14 protein-coding genes and 2 pseudogenes are annotated in these 19,695 nt (G+C 41.1%); 6 read left to right on the top strand and 10 right to left on the bottom strand.

The genetic code is table 11. The features are described from left to right. Positions 1–13 precede the first annotated feature (13 nt). The 8 genes from nuoH to Q9Q86_RS00775 all read right to left on the bottom strand — a co-directional run bounded on the left by nuoH (position 14) and on the right by Q9Q86_RS00775 (position 9,177). The gene (gene nuoH, locus Q9Q86_RS00810; RefSeq protein WP_004914292.1) at positions 14–1,030 is read right to left on the bottom strand and encodes an NADH-quinone oxidoreductase subunit NuoH; all 1,017 of its coding nucleotides are present in this window, start codon (positions 1,028–1,030) and stop codon (positions 14–16) included. A 3-nt stretch (positions 1,031–1,033) separates the two neighbouring features. Beyond that, positions 1,034–3,718: an NADH-quinone oxidoreductase subunit NuoG gene (nuoG, locus tag Q9Q86_RS00805; protein WP_004952451.1), complete on the bottom strand. Its 2,685-nt coding sequence runs from the start codon at positions 3,716–3,718 to the stop codon at positions 1,034–1,036. Positions 3,719–3,729: 11 nt separating this feature from the next. Continuing rightward, a complete protein-coding gene (gene nuoF / locus Q9Q86_RS00800; protein ID WP_004952448.1) occupies positions 3,730–5,055 on the bottom strand; it encodes an NADH-quinone oxidoreductase subunit NuoF in 1,326 nt (441 codons plus the stop codon). Next, on the bottom strand, positions 5,052–5,561 hold the full coding sequence (gene nuoE / locus Q9Q86_RS00795) for an NADH-quinone oxidoreductase subunit NuoE (RefSeq protein WP_004638051.1): 510 nt from the start codon (positions 5,559–5,561) through the stop codon (positions 5,052–5,054). Before nuoE ends, nuoF begins: the two co-directional genes overlap by 4 nt. Positions 5,562–5,573: 12 nt before the next feature. After that, positions 5,574–7,361, bottom strand: coding sequence for an NADH-quinone oxidoreductase subunit C/D (nuoC, locus tag Q9Q86_RS00790; protein WP_112987352.1), 1,788 nt, complete (start codon positions 7,359–7,361; stop codon positions 5,574–5,576). A gap of 88 nt (positions 7,362–7,449) precedes the next feature. Then, positions 7,450–8,127, bottom strand: coding sequence for an NADH-quinone oxidoreductase subunit B family protein (locus Q9Q86_RS00785; RefSeq protein WP_004881335.1), 678 nt, complete (start codon positions 8,125–8,127; stop codon positions 7,450–7,452). A gap of 6 nt (positions 8,128–8,133) precedes the next feature. Continuing rightward, positions 8,134–8,685, bottom strand: a complete 552-nt coding sequence (gene ndhC / locus Q9Q86_RS00780) for an NADH-quinone oxidoreductase subunit A (protein ID WP_004914305.1) — start codon at positions 8,683–8,685, stop codon at positions 8,134–8,136. Positions 8,686–9,027: 342 nt separating this feature from the next. Continuing rightward, positions 9,028–9,177, bottom strand: coding sequence for a hypothetical protein (locus tag Q9Q86_RS00775; RefSeq protein WP_227540271.1), 150 nt, complete (start codon positions 9,175–9,177; stop codon positions 9,028–9,030). On the opposite strand from Q9Q86_RS00775, the pseudogene Q9Q86_RS00770 reads away from it, so the two are divergent. Beyond that, positions 9,137–10,500: pseudogene (locus Q9Q86_RS00770) on the top strand (GGDEF domain-containing protein). The gene Q9Q86_RS00775 and the pseudogene Q9Q86_RS00770 overlap by 41 nt on opposite strands. Before the next feature lie 92 nt (positions 10,501–10,592). Continuing rightward, positions 10,593–10,949: a hypothetical protein gene (locus tag Q9Q86_RS00765; protein ID WP_004914312.1), complete on the top strand. Its 357-nt coding sequence runs from the start codon at positions 10,593–10,595 to the stop codon at positions 10,947–10,949. A 37-nt stretch (positions 10,950–10,986) separates the two neighbouring features. Here Q9Q86_RS00765 and bfmS read toward each other — a convergent pair whose 3' ends face one another. Both bfmS and bfmR read right to left on the bottom strand, forming a co-directional pair. Continuing rightward, positions 10,987–12,627 (bottom strand): sensor histidine kinase BfmS, encoded by a 1,641-nt coding sequence (gene bfmS, locus Q9Q86_RS00760; RefSeq protein ID WP_004952440.1) that lies wholly within the window; start codon positions 12,625–12,627, stop codon positions 10,987–10,989. 110 nt (positions 12,628–12,737) lie between these two features. Continuing rightward, the gene (bfmR, locus tag Q9Q86_RS00755; protein WP_004914319.1) at positions 12,738–13,454 is read right to left on the bottom strand and encodes a response regulator transcription factor BfmR; all 717 of its coding nucleotides are present in this window, start codon (positions 13,452–13,454) and stop codon (positions 12,738–12,740) included. A 546-nt stretch (positions 13,455–14,000) separates the two neighbouring features. On the opposite strand from bfmR, the gene Q9Q86_RS00750 reads away from it, so the two are divergent. The 4 genes and pseudogenes from Q9Q86_RS00750 to Q9Q86_RS00735 all read left to right on the top strand — a co-directional run. Further along, positions 14,001–16,835, top strand: a complete 2,835-nt coding sequence (locus Q9Q86_RS00750) for a ribonucleoside-diphosphate reductase subunit alpha (RefSeq protein ID WP_039047413.1) — start codon at positions 14,001–14,003, stop codon at positions 16,833–16,835. Between the two features lie 62 nt (positions 16,836–16,897). After that, positions 16,898–17,029 carry a hypothetical protein gene (locus tag Q9Q86_RS00745; RefSeq protein ID WP_004914326.1) on the top strand — a complete coding sequence of 44 codons (132 nt, stop codon included), beginning with the start codon at positions 16,898–16,900 and terminating at the stop codon, positions 17,027–17,029. Between the two features lie 137 nt (positions 17,030–17,166). Then, positions 17,167–18,450: a ribonucleotide-diphosphate reductase subunit beta gene (locus Q9Q86_RS00740; RefSeq protein WP_004952432.1), complete on the top strand. Its 1,284-nt coding sequence runs from the start codon at positions 17,167–17,169 to the stop codon at positions 18,448–18,450. 350 nt (positions 18,451–18,800) lie between these two features. Then, a pseudogene (locus tag Q9Q86_RS00735) lies at positions 18,801–19,661 on the top strand (malate:quinone oxidoreductase); the annotation flags it as partial. Positions 19,662–19,695 lie beyond the last annotated feature (34 nt).

Here is a 19,695-nt window from a genome sequence, read left to right as displayed (position 1 = left end):
ACTCCCTGCTGTCCTAGGCCTGATTCATCAGAATCACAGCACCAGTCACTAACAAGTTGACCAACGCCAATGGCAAACAAACTTTCCAACCAAAATTCATGACTTGGTCATAACGTGGACGCATTAAAGAGCCACGCGCCAAGACAAACATCATCACAAAGAATGCTGTTTTAATTACGAACCAGAAAACTGGTGGAACAAATGGAATTTCTAAGTTAAATGGAGCTAACCATCCACCGAAGAATAAAGTGACGATCAAAGCTGAGATTAATACCACGTTGACATACTCTGCAACGAAGAACATCCCCCACTTCATACCACCATATTCAACATGGTAACCTTCAGCTAACTCTTGTTCAGCTTCTGGTTGGTCAAATGGATGACGGTGAGTCACTGCTACACCTGCGACCACGAAGATCAAGAAACCAATGAATTGTGGAATGATGAACCACATATCACGTTGAGCTTCAACAATCTCACGAAGGTTAAATGATCCCGCAATAGCAACCACACCCATTAATGAGATACCCAAGAACACTTCATAAGAAATAGTTTGAGCAGCAGAACGAAGACCACCAAGCAATGAGTATTTGTTGTTAGATGCCCAACCACCAAATAACACTGCATAGACTGCGATACCCGCCATTGCCATAAAGAACAACAGACCGATGCTCATATCAGCAACGCCCAAATATGGACTTACTGGGATAACCATAAATGAAAGTACGGCAGTTGCCATTGCAACTGCTGGTGCTAGACGGAAAGTCAATTTATCAGCAAACTTTGGTGTCCAGTCTTCCTTAAACATGATCTTGAGCATGTCAGCTACGATCTGGAACATACCTCCAGGGCCGACACGGTTAGGACCATAACGATCTTGCCACAATGCCAAGAGACGACGTTCGATAAATGACATCAATGCAGCGATAAGAACCACAACCAACAAGATCACGATCGCTTGAATCACTGAATAAGCGATTGGCCAGTTCTCAGCCCAAAGTGGCGTTTGACGTATAATTTCTTGATTCATGAATTACACTCCTACCGCCACAGACACAGGCTCAGCCAATGAAACTGTTGGTGCTAAACCAATTGGATAACCAATATAGCCTGTTGGTAAATATTCAATCACTTGTACAGGTAAGCTAATGCTTGTTTCGCCTGCTTGTACTGTAATACGTTGACCGTCTTGAACATTTAAACGTGTTGCATCTTGTTCACCAACAGCAAACATCGCTTCAGGAATACGAGATTCCATTGCAGGTGTTTTAATCGTAAATTCACCAGAACCAAAGATATGGTGCATTGGTACAAGACGGAAACTTTCAGGGTTCACTACAACAGCAGTTGGTGCCACATAGCTACGTGCAGGACGTTTAGCTAAACGATCAAATAAACGCACACCTGAATCACCGCCTTTTAAGTGACCACCCACTTCATCTTGGTATTTATTCCAAGCTTGTGGTGAGTTCCAACCTGCAGACCATGCGAAAGGTACTAGCGAAGAAGCTGTCTGATTACCGACATAACCTTCCATAGAGAATGTTAATGCTGAATCTAGATCAGTTGGCTGTTTAGGTTCATGAACAGATAATGGCGCGCGCATTGCTGTACGACCAGAATAACGACGTGGTTCACGCGCAATCTTCAAGCCATGGATACGATATCCTGCATCAGGTGCAACATCTTGAATGGCTTCAAGCACAGGAACATTCTTCACGATGTCATCAATCACATCATCAAGCAGTGTCCAATCTACAGCTTTGCCTTTGAGACCAGTCTCAACGGCATGTAACCAACGCCAAGATTCTTTGATTGCATATTCAGGCTTGTAATAGCTTGGGTCATACACTTGATAGAAACGTTGCGCACGACCTTCTTGGCTCACAACAGTACCATCACCCTCTGCAAAACTTGCAGCAGAAAGAACGATATCTGCTAGTTTCAGAGTTTCTGTTTCACTATGATCCAATACGATTACGGCTTCAGCTTTCTCAAGTGCAGCTTTGACTTGTGCAACTGGTAAACGACGAGTTAAGTCATTTTCAACCACAACAACAGCATCATACTCTTGAGCAAATGCCTGTTCTAAGCTTAAACCACCGAATAATGCTAGACCCATTGAGTTCACTTCAGGAACCGTCAAAGACAAACCAGCATTTTCACCAAGATTCTGTGCAACTTGTGCAGCAGCTTCCATAATCGCTGAGTCTTGCAAGCTTGTACCAGAGATAATCAATGGTTTTTTCGCCGCTTTTAAAGTGTCAGCAATCGTTTGTGCAAATGCTTTTGCATCATCGTCAAGACCAGATACTGTTTCACCTTTTACAGCAGCAGCGACAGCAAAACCTAAACGTGCAATATCGTTTGGAGAAGCAACAACTTCACCTGTTGCAACATCCGCTAAACGCGTTTGTGTTGCAGCAAGAATATAAATCGGTGATTTTGCTTCTTGGCCAATACGTTGCACAGGCTCTGCTAACCAGTCAGGAGTACGCGTTTTCGCAGCCATTTCTTTCGCTTTATTTTTCGCAGCTTGGCGAACTGATAAAGCCATACGTGGTGCTGTTTGCGTTAAGTCTTCACCCAAGATTAGAACTGCATCATAGCTCTCAATTTCACGCATGTTCGGGTTATAGATACCCTGTGTTTGCATGATTGAAGCAGCTAACTCAACCAAGTTCTGCTCTTTTTGAGACATACCTGTTGAATAGTTGGCTTGACCAACAAGTTGGCGAAGTGCGTAGTTTGATTCCAAGCTTGCACGAGGAGAACCGATACCTAGAACTTTCTTACCTTTAAGCTGTGCAATTACTTGATCAAGTGCCTGATCAACACTCACAGTTGCAACAGTTTCACCGTTACGGAATTGAGGTTGGCGTGGACGATCTTCACGATTGACATAACCCGTACCGAAACGACCTTTATCGCAAAGGAAGTATTGGTTTACTGAACCATTAAAACGGTTTTCTACACGACGGATTTCACCATAACGCTCACCTGGAGAGATGTTACAGCCCGAAGAACAGCCATGACATACGCTCGGAGCATACTGCATATCCCATTTACGGTTATAGCGTGCAGAGTGCGTTTTATCAGTAAATACACCTGTTGGGCAGACTTCAGTCAAGTTACCAGAGAATTCAGATTCTAAAGTACCTGATTCCGGACGACCGAAATAAACACGTGATGCATTCGCATAAACACCAAAGTCGGTACCACCCGCATAGTCTTTATAGTAACGAACACAACGGTAACAAGCGATACAACGGTTCATTTCATGTGCAATAAAAGAACCTAACTCTTGGTTATGATGTGTACGTTTCGTAAAGCGATAGCGACGACGATCGTGCTGAGTCATGACCGTCATATCTTGTAAATGACAGTGACCACCTTCTTCACAGACTGGACAGTCATGTGGGTGATTCGTCATCAAGAATTCAACAATCGATGCACGAAACTCTGTTGCTTCTTTGTCTTCAATCGAAATGTAAGTATTGTCAGCGGCTGGTGTCATACAAGACATTACCAAACGCCCACGTGTGTCCTCAGGATTCGCGTATTGAGTTACCGCACATTGACGACAAGAACCAACAGAACCTAAGGATGGGTGCCAACAAAAATACGGGATATCGATGCCAAGGCTTAAACATGCTTGTAGCAAGTTCTCTGAGCCATTGACTTCATACGATTTTCCATCGACATGAATTGTAGCCATAGTCGAATTCCTTAAACCTGTTCTACATCGCGAGTAGCTGCGTGGGTTTTAACCTTTGCCTCAAACTCATGACGGAAATATTTTAATGCGCCCATCAGTGGCTCCATCGCACCTGGTGCGTGGGCACAGAAAGTCTTACCAATCCACAACTTTTTAGTGAGTTCAGATAGATGTTGAATATCTTCCATCTTACCTTCACCACTTTCGAGTGCTTTCAGTGCTTTAACAGCCCATGGCAAACCATCACGGCATGGCGTACACCAACCACACGATTCACGCGCAAAGAATTCTTCTAAATTACGGGTCGCTGAAACCATACATTGGGTTTCATCTACCACCATCAACAAACATGTTCCTAAACGTGAACCTGCCTTCATGATGCTTTCAGCATCCATTGGTAAGTCAATATGTTCAGCAGCTAAGAAGTCTGTTGATGCCCCACCCGGCAACCATGCTTTCAGTGTTAAACCATCACGCATACCACCTGCATGATCTTCAATCACTTCACGTGCAGTTGTACCAAATGGCAACTCCCAAAGACCAGGGAATTTCACCTTACCTGATGCACCGTAGATCTTCGTACCAGGGTCTTTAGACTTATGTGCAGAAAGGTTGATATACCATTCTGGACCACGCAACATAATCGCTGGCAAGTTATTGTAGGTTTCTACGTTGTTTACAATCGTTGGACGACCCCATGCACCCGCAACTTGTGGGAATGGTGGTTTAGTACGTGGATTGGCACGACGACCTTCAAGCGAGTTGATTAATGCAGTTTCTTCACCGCAGATATAACGACCTGCACCTGTATGAACATACATTTCGAAGTTCCAGCCACTACCTAGGATGTTTTCACCTAGATAACCTTTGGCACGAATTTGCTCTAATGCTTCATTCAAGTATTGAGCAGCTTCGATATATTCACCACGAATGAAGATATAACCATGAGTTGCCTCTAAGGTATAACCAGCAATCAACATACCTTCGATCAATTGATGTGGAAGTTTTTCCATCAACAAACGGTCTTTGAATGTTCCAGGTTCCATTTCATCAGCATTACAGATCAAATATCGTGGACCACCATCATTTGGTGCCATCAATGACCATTTAATTCCTGCTGGGAAACCTGCACCACCACGACCTTTAACCGTTGCAGCTTTAATGACGTCGAGTACATCTTTTGGAGGCATACTAAGTGCTTTTTTAAAGCCTGCATAACCTTCTAAAGCTTCGTATTCATCAGCATTGCGTACTGCATCTTGCTTACTCAAACGCCAAGTTAGCGGATGAGTTTCTGGATTACCGTCGCCATAAATTGGTTTTGGTTCAGTATTCATACATACTTCTCCAATAACTGTTTAACTGATGATACATCCACTAAACCGTGAGTATCTTCATCAATCATTAACGTTGGACCTTTGTCACAATTGCCTAAACAGCAAATTGGAAGCAAGGTGAAACGACCATCTGCTGTAGTTTGTCCGTATTGAATGCCTAACTCGCGCTGAAATGCTTCTGCTAAAGTTTCTGCACCCATTAAGAAGCAAGCAATTGAATCACATAATAAAATTACGTGACGACCTACAGGTTGACGATAAATACGGTTGTAGAACGTTGCTACACCCTCTAAATCAGCCACACTGATAGTCAGCAATTGCGCAATTGCATTCATTTGAGCGTCATCTACCCAACCATTACGGCGTTGTACACACTTTAAAGCATCCAAAGAAGCTGCGCGTGGATACGGATAGTGACCAATGTGATGTTCAATTTCATGGATTTCGTCAGCAGTCAAAATCCCTTCAACATTCACACGTGGTTTTTTATCAGTCAAAATCATCATAATCGTTTACCCCTAGCGATCCACGTCAGCCATAACCACGTCAATGGTAGCCAAATAAATGATCAAGTCAGATACTAAGCTGCCGTTAATAACAGAAGGCATTTGCTGTAAATGAGTGAATGTTGGCGTACGAATACGAGTACGGTAGCTCATTGTTGACTTATCAGAAGTTAGGTAATACGTACTCGCACCTTTCACTACTTCAGTCATGAATGAAGACTCACCAGCAGGCATAACAGGACCCCATGACACGCTCAAGAAGTGCTTAATCAAGGTTTCAATATCTTGTAATGTCTTATCTTTCGGTGGTGGAACTGCCAATGGATGATCAGCTTTATATGGACCAGAAGGCATATTATCCAAGCACTGTTGAATGATTTTTAGTGATTCAGTGATTTCACGGAAATGCACTAAAACACGCGCATATGCATCGCCTTCATACTCAACTGGAACATCAAAGTCGAAGTTCTCATAACCACTGTATGGACGATATTTACGGACATCAAAATCAATACCAGTTGCACGTAAACCAGTACCTGTCACACCCCAAGCTAACGCAGACTTAGCATCGTATTGCGCTACGTTACGCGTACGACCGATAAATACTGAGTTTTTAAGTGCAGCTGTGTAGTACTCGTTCAAACGTTTCGGCATCCACTCTAGCAACTCTTTAACAAGTTTTTGCCAGTTGTTTGGAAGGTCATGCGCCGTACCACCGATACGGAACCATGCTGGATGCATACGGTAGCCCGTAATCGCTTCAACGATGTCATAGACTTTCTGACGGTCTGCGAACATATAGAATACAGGCGTCATACCACCGGCATCCTGAATCGCTGTACCACAGAATAATAAGTGGTTATTGATACGGAACAATTCGTTCAACATCACACGAATCACTTGCGCACGCTCAGGTACTTTAATCCCTGCAAGCTGCTCAACTGCCATTACATATGGCATGTTTTGCGCACAACCACCTAAGTAGTCAACACGATCCGTATAAGGAATGAATGAATGCCAAGTTTGACGTTCAGCCATCTTTTCCACACCACGGTGGTGATAACCGATATCAGGTACACAGTCTTTGACTTCTTCACCGTCCAACTGTAAAACCACACGGAAAGCACCATGTGCAGATGGATGGTTAGGACCTAAGTTGAGGAACATGAAGTCTTCATCAGCGTTACCGCGTTTTAGACCCCAGTCTTCTGGTACGAAACGTAAGTGTTCTTGTTCGAAATCTTGTTTCGCTTGATCTTGCATATATGGCGTATATTCTGTCGCACGCGCAGAATATTCTTTACGCAACGGATGACCTTCCCAATAAGTCGGCAACAAGATACGACGGAGCATTGGATGCCCTTCGAAATTGATCCCGAACATATCGTAAGCTTCACGTTCGTACCAGTTGGCATTTGGCCAAATGTTGGTTGCCGTTGGAATGTTTAAATCATTTTCATTCAACGCAACTTTGATACGGATATCACTATTACGCTCAAGCGATAATAGATGATAGAACACAGTGAAGTCAGATGGAGGCAACCCATCACGGTGAACACGTAAACGCTCATCAACCGCAGACAAGTCAAACAGCATCACATAAGGACGTTCCACTTTACGGAGGAACATGAGGACTTCTTGCACGCGTGCGCGCTCAACCCAGACAGTTGGAAACTCTTCACAAGTCGCCTGCACGTAGAAGTTCTCACCAAATTTGGTTTTGAGCTCTTCTACAATTGCAAATGCTGGGCGTGAATCAACCTGAGTCGATTCTGGCATAGCAATGTCAGTTTCAGCCATTGGCTTGGCTTCCTATTTAATACAAATTCTGTCAATTTCCACGATGACCATATCCAATAAGCGATATGTCAAAAACTCATCGTTTAAATTATTTAATTTCATCCATAGAGCGTAGGTTTTTTACCGCAATACGATCAGCATTTTTACGGTCACGTTCTGGCATCATCTTTGGCTTATAAACAGGCTGAAGATCATCACCAATAACCGCTGAAAGTGGACGGCGCTCTAGTTGAATTTGGTCTTGAAGTAACATCAATGCTTGGATTAATGCTTCTGGACGCGGTGGACAGCCTGGGATGTACACATCAACAGGAATAATCTTGTCTACACCTTGCACCACAGAATAGATGTCGTACATACCACCAGAGTTTGCACAAGCACCCATTGAAATCACCCATTTTGGCTCCAACATTTGTTCATACAAACGTTGAATTACAGGTGCCATTTTGACAAAGCAAGTTCCTGCAACGATCATCAAATCCGCTTGACGAGGTGAAGCACGAATAACCTCTGCACCAAAACGTGATAAATCATGAACGCCAGTTAATGTAGTTGCATATTCAACGTAGCAGCATGATGTACCAAAGTTGAATGGCCACAAGGAGTTCTTACGCCCCCAGTTCACAGCTGTATGCAACACATCTTCAAGACGTGTCATCATCACACTTTTATTAACTTCTTCCTCTAATGGATCAGTTACGATCTGACGATCTTGCAATGGATATTGATCGGCATCTGGATTCGCACGGGTTAAAGTATATTTCATCCCGACTTACTCCTGTTTAAATGATGATGTAGTCGGTGTTTTAGATTTAACACGACCAGAAGACTGTGCTGGAATATGACCTGTAGGATCGACAACCAATTCTTCAATGTTATTGAATCGAGTGATCTCAGCAATATTCATATTTGGCGAACCAATTTTCATTGCAACACCTGCAGATTTACGACGATCTACTGGCGCCCAGTTCAACGCACCAACAGAAATGGCATAAATCAAGGCAATCAAGAGATCAACCACAAAAATCACAACCGTGGTAAATCCAAACCACCCTACTTCACGCACAGATGTAGACCACGCGTAGAGATAGAGAGCTTCAAGATCAAAAACAACAAAGAAAATGGCAACGAGATAGAATTTGGCTGACAAGCGAATACGAGCACCGCCCGCACCTACTACGCCTGATTCAAACTGCTCTTGCTTGGCACGCCCCCATGCTTTACCCCCAAGGAGTAAAGGGACTGTCAGCATAAAAACGCAAAGAAATGTAACGCCGATCACGAAAGCGATAATCGCCCAATCGTATGGAGTAATGGCACTCATGCGGGGATAACTCCTGGCAGGCCTATTTTTAACAAAGAATGTATGTATTGGCCTTCAAATACACCAAACACAAAATTAATCCCGCCAATTGTACCTGATTTCTAATTTCTCATGCTAGTTGAAGCGCTTTAGTCTTTTGGATGATTTTGTTCATAAATTTACTGATATATATAAGATCAGTGTTAATTCACCCTCAAAAATCGATTAATCAAATCACGCATAAGTTATTAATCATTTTTTTCTATATTTATGCGCCAAAAACATTCTTCTTTTACAAGCCATGCGCAAAAATATAACAACATGAACCAAATGATTGCATAAGCATAAATTTATGGTGAAATTTTAAACAAAGTTTATATAATAGCGCCACTCAAAAGCCATCAGGAACAGCGTTAGAATGCCCTCACTTAAAGTCGCATCAAAATCTCTTTCGCTTTCCCAATTATTTCTATTGTTCAGTGCAGTTATCTTGTTCTGCTGTTTACTTGGCATCGCAACACGCCAACTTACATTTTTAGCTTCATTTTGGCCAGCTAACTCCGTTCTTTTAGGTATCCTGATTCGCTTCCCTCAAACACGCCACCCCATCAGTTTTATTGGCGCTATAGCAGGATATTTAATTGCAGATTCAATGCAAGATACCCTTTTTTGCTGAATGTATGTTTAACCTCAGCCAATTTACTTTATGTCATCACCACATTAGCGCTCTATATTAGATTTCGGAATTACATTCGCTCATTACATCAAGGTTACTTTTATCTCTTTTTATTTAGCTTTTGCTGTATTGGGGCTTTATCTAGTTCATTATTCGCAGCGATTTCACTCCCCTATTTTAATACTAAATTTGCTTTGGGTACGTTTTGGATCGATTTTGGCTATTGGTTTACGGCTGAAATCCAAAATGCCCTCTTACTTCTTCCTGCACTACTTAGTGCACCAAACTTTAAAGAGTTAAAACAACAATTTATAGAATTTAAAACTCAAACTGTTCAACAGAGTTTTCCGTTATTTGCAGTTCTTATTTCAATTGTGATTGCATATTACGATACAGGACCAGGTTCGCTACTTTACCCAATTGCACCCTTGATTTGGTGTGCGCTTGCTTATCGACATTTTTCTGTTGCAATCATTACTTCGATAACCTGTGCTTTTATCATTGATCATGTTTCAGAAAATTATTTACAACTCTATCCACATGAATATTTAAACAATACCATCTCTATTCGATTTGGCTTGATTATGATGACGATTGCACCTCTTACTGTGTCCAATATCAATATGGTAAGGTCAAAGCTCATTCAAGAATTACAACACATCATTGCACATGATGAACTCACCTCTAGTTTAACTCGACGGCAATTCCTCCAGTCAGTACAACTCCTACATGCTCAAGCTCAAAAAGCACAACAAACCACTGCATTTTTGATGCTCGATCTCGACCACTTTAAAAAAGTGAATGATACCTATGGTCATCAAATGGGAGACAAAGCACTGAAATATTGTGTACAGGTGATTCATTCATTACTCAGACCAAATGATTTACTTGGACGTTTAGGTGGTGAAGAATTCGCAATTTTTATGAGTGATATCGACCCTGATACAGCTTTTCAATATGCTGAAAATATACGTTTAAACATCAGTAAGATGCCTATTCCACTCAATGATCAGCAGCAGTTTTACATACAAGTCAGCATTGGAATCTGTTTGTGTACTCCTGAAAATCAACAGTCTATTGATGCACTATTTAAACAAGCTGACGATGCGTTGTATCAAGCCAAACATCAAGGACGAAACCAAGTTGTGATGTCGACATAATATGTTTCAATTCAGCTACATGCTTTAATTAAGTTTATACACTCTTGTCTTCATTCATCGGTATTCTAGAGTTATAAAACAAGGAGAAAAATATGCAGCTAGAATACACACATGACACAGACTATTTCTTTTTCTCACAACTCTTAATGCGTCATATCGAAACTTATATTCAAAAACATCCTGACGCAGACAATGCGATTTTTGACCTAAGAGATATTTATGAAGTTTTTAGAGAGGATTTTGCTGCGACCACTACAAATCTAGAAGGTATTCTAAATATTGCAGATACATATAAAGTCGAAACACTTGATGGAGATAAACCACTCATTCGAAACTATAAGATTGATGTAAAAAATAACTCTCTATTGATTGATTTTAATGCAGATGCATTACAGCGTTTAAAATCGGGGTATCCACTTATCGAACCAGATGCTTCTGTGCAAGAATAATTAATTGTGACAAAGAGAAACCTCAGATATCTGAGGTTTATTTTTTTGCAGGCTGTTTATAACGTTTTGCTGGCCATGTCATGATAAAACGCGCCCCACCGAGATTTGGGCTTTGATCGACTTGTATATCACCACCAAACCAATATGCGATACGGCTTACAATTGACAACCCCAATCCATAACCACCTGAGGCACGAGTACGACTATCATCTAAGCGTGCAAAAGCTTCGAAAATACGTGAGCGCTCTTGCTCTGGAATACCAGGACCATCATCTTCGACGCAGACATAAGCTTTACCATCTGCACGAACACCACCACTAATTCGCACTTTATTGTCACAATAGCGAACCGCATTCCCCACAAGATTTTGTACGACTCGATGTAAATAGCGTCTTTCAGCATCGACACGAAGCGCTAAAGGAGGTGCAATGAGTTCGATCTCTTTTTGTGTTTTCAGTGCTTCTGTTTCCATCGCCACTTGATCCAACACTTCAACTAGCACGACATCTTCAAAATCTAATGATGGTGTACCCTGCTCCAATTTGGCATAAGTCATAATCTCATCAATCAAGGTATTCAGCGCTTCAATGTCTTTATCAATCATATCCACTTGCTGAATCCGATAATTATAATCATCTTCTTCGGCAAGCATTTCCATCCCAAAGCGTATACGAGCAACAGGTGTGCGCAACTCATGAGAAACCGCACGCATCAACTCACGTTGTGCCTCGATTAAACGCTGAATATGATCGGACATATTGTTATAACTGGATGCCAAGTTTGCCATTTCATCGCTTCCCTCGATCGGGACACGCAATGACAGATCACCAGATTTCATTTTGTTTAAGGCATGACGAACCTGACGAATCTTTCGTTCTAAAGGTAAAATCAATCCATATACGCCTAAACTCAACAAGAATAAGCTAAATAGAGTAATCCCTGCTGCAAGCTGGAATGGCATCCAATTGAACATTGGGACTGGACCTAAGACCAAAACTTGTGCTGGATGATTCGGCATTGGTGAAACAATCGAAATAGTTGTACCTCGAACAGTCGCACTGTCCTTATACAACAGGACACTTTGATCTTGGCGTAAACGACCAATTTGCTCTGAATCGAGATTAATCTCACGAATATCTAAAATATCAATCGGATAATAGAAGTGCTTTTTAATTTTTTCTAAGTATTCACGCTCTTGTCCAGGATAGAAAATTAAATAATCCAAGACAAATATAGGCAACGCCTTCATCTGACGTTCGCCAATTTTATCTACTTTAATATAGATAAAATGCTTTGGGTCATCTTTTAGACCAATAATAATATAACCAACCCCGTTGTTCGCATCGTAGCGCACAACAGACTTTTGCTCAGAAATTCGTCTTTTCTCAGTTCGAGATAATTCAACACGCGCAGCATCAACATAATAAATTGGAAGCTCTAACAAATCAGAAGCATCAGAAATCCAATCTAGCTTTTGCTGCTTGGCAGGTTGGCGAGATACCCCTTCACTAATTACGAATGAAATCCCATCCGTAAGTGATTCACGATATTCTTGCGCACGTTGGTAGTTAATGATTTGAACCAGCAAATAACAAAATGCGGCAACCACAACCACTAAAACGACCAAACCAGCATAGATACGCAAGAATATGCTGTTTTTGAGTACTCGACTTACCATAAGGTCAATAATTCCAAACTAATTAAAGTCCCTCCTGAGCAGTAAACTGCACAAGTCCCTTTTTTCAAGGGAGCCATCCCCCTTTCATGAAAAAGAGGGATTCGGAGGATTTAGACCCCGTTGGTTTCTTTTACAAATAAATAACCTTTACTACGTACTGTTTTAATACGTTTAGGGTTTTCTGGATCATCACCGATTTTTGGACGAATACGTGAGATACGTACGTCGATCGAACGATCTTGTCCATCGTATTCAATACCACGTAAGCGTTCAAAAATGTCTTCACGTGATAAAATACGACCTGCATTAGATGCTAATAACCATAATAAGTCATATTCAGCACTAGTGAAGTCTACTAATTCGCCATTTAAAGTGACTGAGCGACCACCATTATCAATCACAAGATCATCAAATTCGATACGTTGAGCAACTTCATCTTCTACTGTTTTGTCAGTACGACGTAAAAGTGCGCGAATACGAGCCAACAACACACGTGGCTGTACAGGTTTAGCGACATAATCATCTGCACCCATTTCTAAACCAAGTACCTGATCCATATCTTCAGTACGCGCTGTCAACATCAAGATCGGTTGATGGTAATGTGGGCGAACTTCACGACAAACTGTTAAGCCATCTGCGCCTGGTAACATCACATCAAGTACAACTAAATCTGGTTGTTCGCTAATAATACGACGAATGGCACGGTTACCATCTGTTTCAACACCAACTTCTAACCCATTACGGATTAAATACTCTTGTGTTAAACGCGCTAATCGTTCGTCATCTTCAACAATCAAAATCTTCGGTAACTTTTCTTCTTGGCTCATATGTTTGCCCCTACAATCAGAGAGAATCTATCTTTAAAAATCTGACAGATACATTGGTTTATGTTTTGCAATATACACACGTTTACATTGTAAACAAGTAGTCGTTCACCAAACTGATACACGGCAATATAGTTTTGTTATATTTTTATTAAAATTATGAATTTTAATAGGTTTTTAAATTTCAAGCTCAGTTTAAGAGCAGAATGAATTTTGAGTATAGATTTTGTACCAGTGTTAAACAATTTGTTTCTTAACTGATCGATACTGATTTAAGTGTTTGTTTTTTGAGTTATCCACAGAGTTATCTATAAGCCTTTTTAGGCGGCTTTGTTATGCTATGTGCCTGTGAATTCAGCAGTTAAGACATGAAAAAAAATTTACTAAAATGTCAAGGATTGATCTGCTGTTAAAAATCCCGTATCTTGTGTTGAAAATAAACTTTAACCACTAAGTATTGTGTTTATCCCTCAAACATCGTGGCATACTTTTTGCTCGATTCAAACGGTCCATGAACATAAAAATAGATGATAATGGAGCTATGCTGACATGAGCATCATCACTTCTACTCCTGGCCAACTTCAGGTTATTAAGCGCACTGGCGAAATTGCGACTTTTAATGCTGAGAAAATCTCTGTTGCGATTGGGAAAGCATTTTTAGCTGTTGAAGGTCAACAAGGAGCAGACTCAAGTCGCATCCATGACCGTATTTCTCAACTTACTGAAATGGTAATGAACACGTTTAAACGTCGTTTACCATCTGGCGGTACGATTCACATCGAAGAAATTCAAGATCAAGTTGAATTGGCACTCATGCGTACAGGCGAGCAAAAAGTTGCTCGTGCTTATGTGATTTATCGTGAACAACGTGCAACTGCTCGTCAGCAAACAGGTGCAAATCACCATCCAACATTACAAATCACCGATCACAATGGTCAGCTCCAACCGTTGGATTTAGGTGCGCTTACAGCAACGATTGAAACTGCAAGCGAAGGCTTGGAAGGAATTGACGTTCAAGCGATTGTCGATGAAACCGTTAAAAACCTTTATAACGGCGTAAAAGAAAGTGACATCGCAACAACGATGATGATGGCGACTCGTACGCGTATCGAACAAGAGCCAAATTATACTTATGTGACTGCACGCTTGTTATGTAATGAGCTTGTCGGCACTGGATTAGAATTCTTAGGTTTATCAACAGATACATCTGAGAATGATGCTTTAGAACCTTTCTTGAAGAAAGGGATCGAGCTTGATCTTTTATCTCCTGATCTTCTTAATTTTGACCTTGCTAAATTATCAGCAGCGATTCAACCTGAACGCTCAAATCAATTTACCTATCTAGGTCTACAAACTTTATTCGATCGTTACTTCATTCATTCAAATGGTGTACGTTTTGAATTACCACAATTATTCTTTATGCGTGTTTCAATGGGTCTCGCACTCAATGAAGAAAATAAAGAAGAGCGTGCAATCGAGTTTTATAACTTATTATCTAGCTTCGATTACATGGCATCTACGCCAACGCTATTTAACTCAGGTACATTACGCCCACAACTATCAAGCTGTTATTTAACAACAATTGGTGATGACCTATATGACATTTATGGTGCGATGCGTGACAACGCAATGCTTTCTAAATGGGCTGGTGGTTTAGGTAATGACTGGACACCTGTACGTGCTTTGAACTCATATATCAAAGGTACAAATGGTAAGTCTCAAGGTGTTGTTCCATTCCTTAAAGTAGCGAATGATACCGCAGTCGCTGTTAACCAAGGTGGTAAGCGTAAAGGTGCGGTTTGTGCGTACTTAGAAACTTGGCACTTAGATGTTGAAGAATTCCTAGAGTTACGTAAAAACACAGGTGATGATCGTCGTCGTACTCACGACATGAATACAGCGAACTGGGTTCCTGATTTATTCATGCAACGTGTATTTGAAGATGCTGAATGGACATTATTTACACCTTCAGAAACGCCTGATCTACACGATCTAACAGGTGCTGAGTTTGCTGAACGTTATACGCATTACGAAGCAGTAGCAAAAGAACAAAACATGCTACACAAGAAAGTACGTGCCAAAGACTTATGGCGCAAAATGCTTTCGATGTTATTTGAAACAGGTCATCCGTGGATCACATTCAAAGACGTATGTAACTTACGTTCACCACAACAACACGTTGGCGTGGTGCACTCATCAAACTTGTGTACTGAAATTACATTGAACACAAGCCAAGATGAAATCGCAGTTTGTAACTTGGGTTCGATTAACCTTGTACAACACGTTCAAGGTGGTGTGTTAGATCGTGAGAAATTAGCTCGCACGATTAAAACTGCGGTACGTATGCTCGACAACGTAATCGACATTAACTACTACGCTGTACCACAAGCGAAAAACTCGAACTTAAAGCACCGCCCTGTCGGTATGGGTATCATGGGCTTCCAAGATGCACTATATGAAATGGGCATTGCTTACGGTTCAGATGCAGCAGTTGATTTTGCTGATGAATCTATGGAAGTGATCAGTTACTACGCGATTCAAACATCAAGCGATCTTGCGCTAGAGCGTGGTGCTTATTCAACATTTAAAGGTTCATTGTGGGATCAAGGCATCCTACCAATCGACTCTTTAGAGTTAGTTGCTAAATCACGTCCTGAACGTATGTTCGAAGTTGATCGTACTCAACGTTTGGATTGGGATAGCTTACGTGCCAAAGTTCAAAAAGATGGTATGCGTAACTCAAATGTAATGGCGATTGCACCGACTGCAACGATTTCAAACATTTGTGGTGTGTCTCAGTCGATTGAGCCAACATTCCAAAACTTGTATGTGAAATCTAACCTTTCAGGTGAATTCACAGTGATCAACCCTTACCTTGTTCGTGCATTAAAAGAACGTGGTCTATGGGATACCGTGATGGTAAATGATCTGAAACACTTTGAAGGTTCAGTTCAGAAGATTGCGCGTATTCCTGAAGAATTGAAAGCAATCTTCGCGACAGCTTTTGAAGTGGAAACTCGTTGGATCGTTGATGCTGCATCACGTCGTCAAAAATGGATTGATCAAGCACAGTCGCTTAACCTTTACATCGCTGGTGCAAACGGTAAGAAACTTGACATTACCTATAAGATGGCATGGTTACGTGGTCTTAAAACGACTTATTACCTCCGTGCTTTGGGTGCGACTTCTGCTGAGAAATCAACAATCAATACTGGTGCATTGAACGCAGTTAAACCAGCATCAGTTGAGGCTCCTGTCGTTGCAGCTCAAGCGGTTGAAGATAAGAAACCAGAAGCTCAAGTTGAAGAAGATGGTTTCACTACAGCAGCTCCAGTTCCAATGGCATGTTCAATTGACAATCCAGACTGTGAAGCTTGTCAGTAATTTAATCCAATAAAGCACCCTTCTTTATAGCAAGAAGGGTTCTAAAGATTAAGGCAAAGAGTATGATGACTATGACTCATAACTATATGTTGGGATTAGCTGTTCTGATCTTTGCCTTTATTTTCTTTTATGTACCGATGGTTTATGCATTTTTAGCCATTCGTAAACAACAGCGTAAGCAAAATAAGTCTTAGGAATTACTGACGATAGCCCGTCAACAGCATAAATATTAATAAGACTTAATTTTGCTTACACAATATAAGCGTATAGTTAAAGACATCGTTGTTGAGAGATGTCTATTACGGCTACACACAACGAAGAGAGAACGAAAATGTCTATCCTAAGTTGGGACGATTTTGAAGATGATTCGCAAAAACCGACTACACCTGAACACAAGTCTGCGTCCCTCGACTCGCAAAAAACGGTTAATACGCAGGTGGTATCTAATGCAGAGCAATCATCGCCGAGCATGGCAGCTGCACAACCCGTTGGAGCCAGTGCCAACCGAGCAACAAATCCAACCGATTCGTTGGCTAGAGCATCTGCAGCCCTAGATCATTTGGACGTTGCACCGGGCTTAGAAGAGCTTGAAATGGGTGCTCAGCGTGTACAAGTTGACGACAAAGCCATGATCAACTGTCGTGCGGATTTAAACCAACTTGTTCCATTCAAATATGAGTGGGCTTGGCAAAAATACTTGGATGGGTGTGCAAACCACTGGATGCCACAAGAAGTTAACATGAACCACGATATCGCACTTTGGAAGTCTGAAAATGGCTTAACCGAAGATGAGCGCACTATCGTTATGCGTTCTTTAGGTTTCTTCTCAACAGCAGATTCATTGGTTGCGAACAACTTGGTTTTGGCGATTTATCGTCATATTACAAACCCTGAATGCCGCCAATACATCTTGCGTCAAGCATTTGAAGAAGCGATTCACACGCATGCTTACCAATACTGTATCGAATCTTTAGGTATGGACGAAGGCGAAGTCTTCAACATGTACCGTGAGATTCCAAGTGTTGCACGTAAAGCATCATGGGGCTTGAAATATACTCAATCTTTAAGTGATCCTACATTCCACACAGGTACGCCTGAAAACGATCAACGTTTACTTCGTAACTTGATTGCATTCTACTGTGTATTAGAAGGTATTTTCTTCTACTGTGGTTTTACTCAAATCTTGAGTATGGGTCGTCGCAACAAGATGAATGGTGTTGCTGAGCAATTCCAATACATCCTACGTGATGAATCAATGCACTTGAACTTTGGTATCGATATGATCAACCAAATCAAGATTGAGAACCCTCACCTTTGGACTGCTGAATTCCAACAAGAAGTGATTCAAATGATTCTTGAAGGTACGATGCTTGAGATCGAATATGCACGTGACACTATGCCACGCGGTGTATTGGGCATGAATGCAAGCATGATGGAAGAATATTTGAAGTTCATCTGTAACCGTCGTTTATCGCAACTTGGTTTACCAGAGCAATTCGCTGGTGTAACAAACCCATTTGCATGGATGTCTGAGATGATGGACTTGCGTAAAGAGAAGAATTTCTTCGAGACGCGCGTAACAGATTACCAAACAGGTGGTGCTTTGAGCTGGTAAGTATTTGCTCACCAAGTCACCCATATAAGAAAGCTGTCTCAAAGACGGCTTTTTTATAGCTATTAAAATGCCATGCCAGTTCTTATCAAATAAAATTAAACTAAGTAAATATAATTTCTTTTTTAACAATAAGCTAAATAAACCACTATTAAAGTAATCTTGAATCTTACATTTTTAAACATTTGGTAAACAAAAACACTGCCTAAATTAAAGTAAAATTCACAAACTTTTTTCTCTCGCATCAGTTGGGCAACCCCTGCGCTGATGTGCATTTGCGCTCACTCATCATTTAAATCTTTTCTCTCTATATCATCCATATAGGGGGTCATTTAATTTTTAAGGTAAATTGAATGAAAAAATTTTGGAAGTACTTATTAGTACTACTTCTAGTACTCATAGTTATTGCAATTGCCTTTCTTTTTAGACCTGTTACGTCTAAGGCAATTAAAACGAAAAACGACGAACCTGTGGTTGATGTTGTACTTATCGGTGGCGGTATCATGAGTGCCACGCTCGGTACATATCTCAACGAGTTACAACCTGACTGGAACATCCGTATGTACGAACGTCTTGATGCAGTTGCTCAAGAAAGTTCAAACGGCTTTAACAATGCAGGTACTGGTCACTCTGGCTTTATGGAAATGAATTATACCGAAGAGAAAGACGGTAAAATGGACATTTCTAAAGCTGTCAAAGTTGCTGGTCAATTCGAAATTGCTAAACAGTTTTGGGCATATCAAGTTCAGAAAGGTGTGTTAAATACGCCAAATACCTTTATCAATCCTGTTCCACACATTGCATTTGTATGGGGCGATAATGTGAACTTCATGGAAAAGCGTTATGCAGCCATGATTCAAGATCCATTATTTGCTGGCATGAAAATGACAGAAAACCCATCTGAAATTAAGCAATGGGCACCATTAGTCATGAATGGTCGTGATCCACAGCAAAAAGTTGCTGCGACACGTATGGATGTGGGTTCGGATGTGAACTACGGGGCGATTACAACTCAATTGGTAAGCCATCTTGAGAAGAGCCCGAATTTCCAACTCAGAACGTCAACAGAGGTTACTGGTATTAGTCGTAATGATGACAACACTTGGTCAGTTGCATTCAAAGATTTAAAATCTGGTGAAACAAATCACGTCAAAACACGTTTTGTATTTATCGGTGCTGGTGGTGCTGCAATTAAGTTGTTGCAAATGACAGGGTGAACCGTACCGGGTTTGTCGGAGACTTTTTTAT

Source organism: Acinetobacter sp. A22 (assembly GCF_030913345.1).
Lineage (GTDB): Bacteria > Pseudomonadota > Gammaproteobacteria > Pseudomonadales > Moraxellaceae > Acinetobacter > Acinetobacter junii.
The sequence above is the reverse complement of the archived record's forward strand: the minus strand, read 5'-3'. Positions and strand labels throughout refer to the sequence as shown.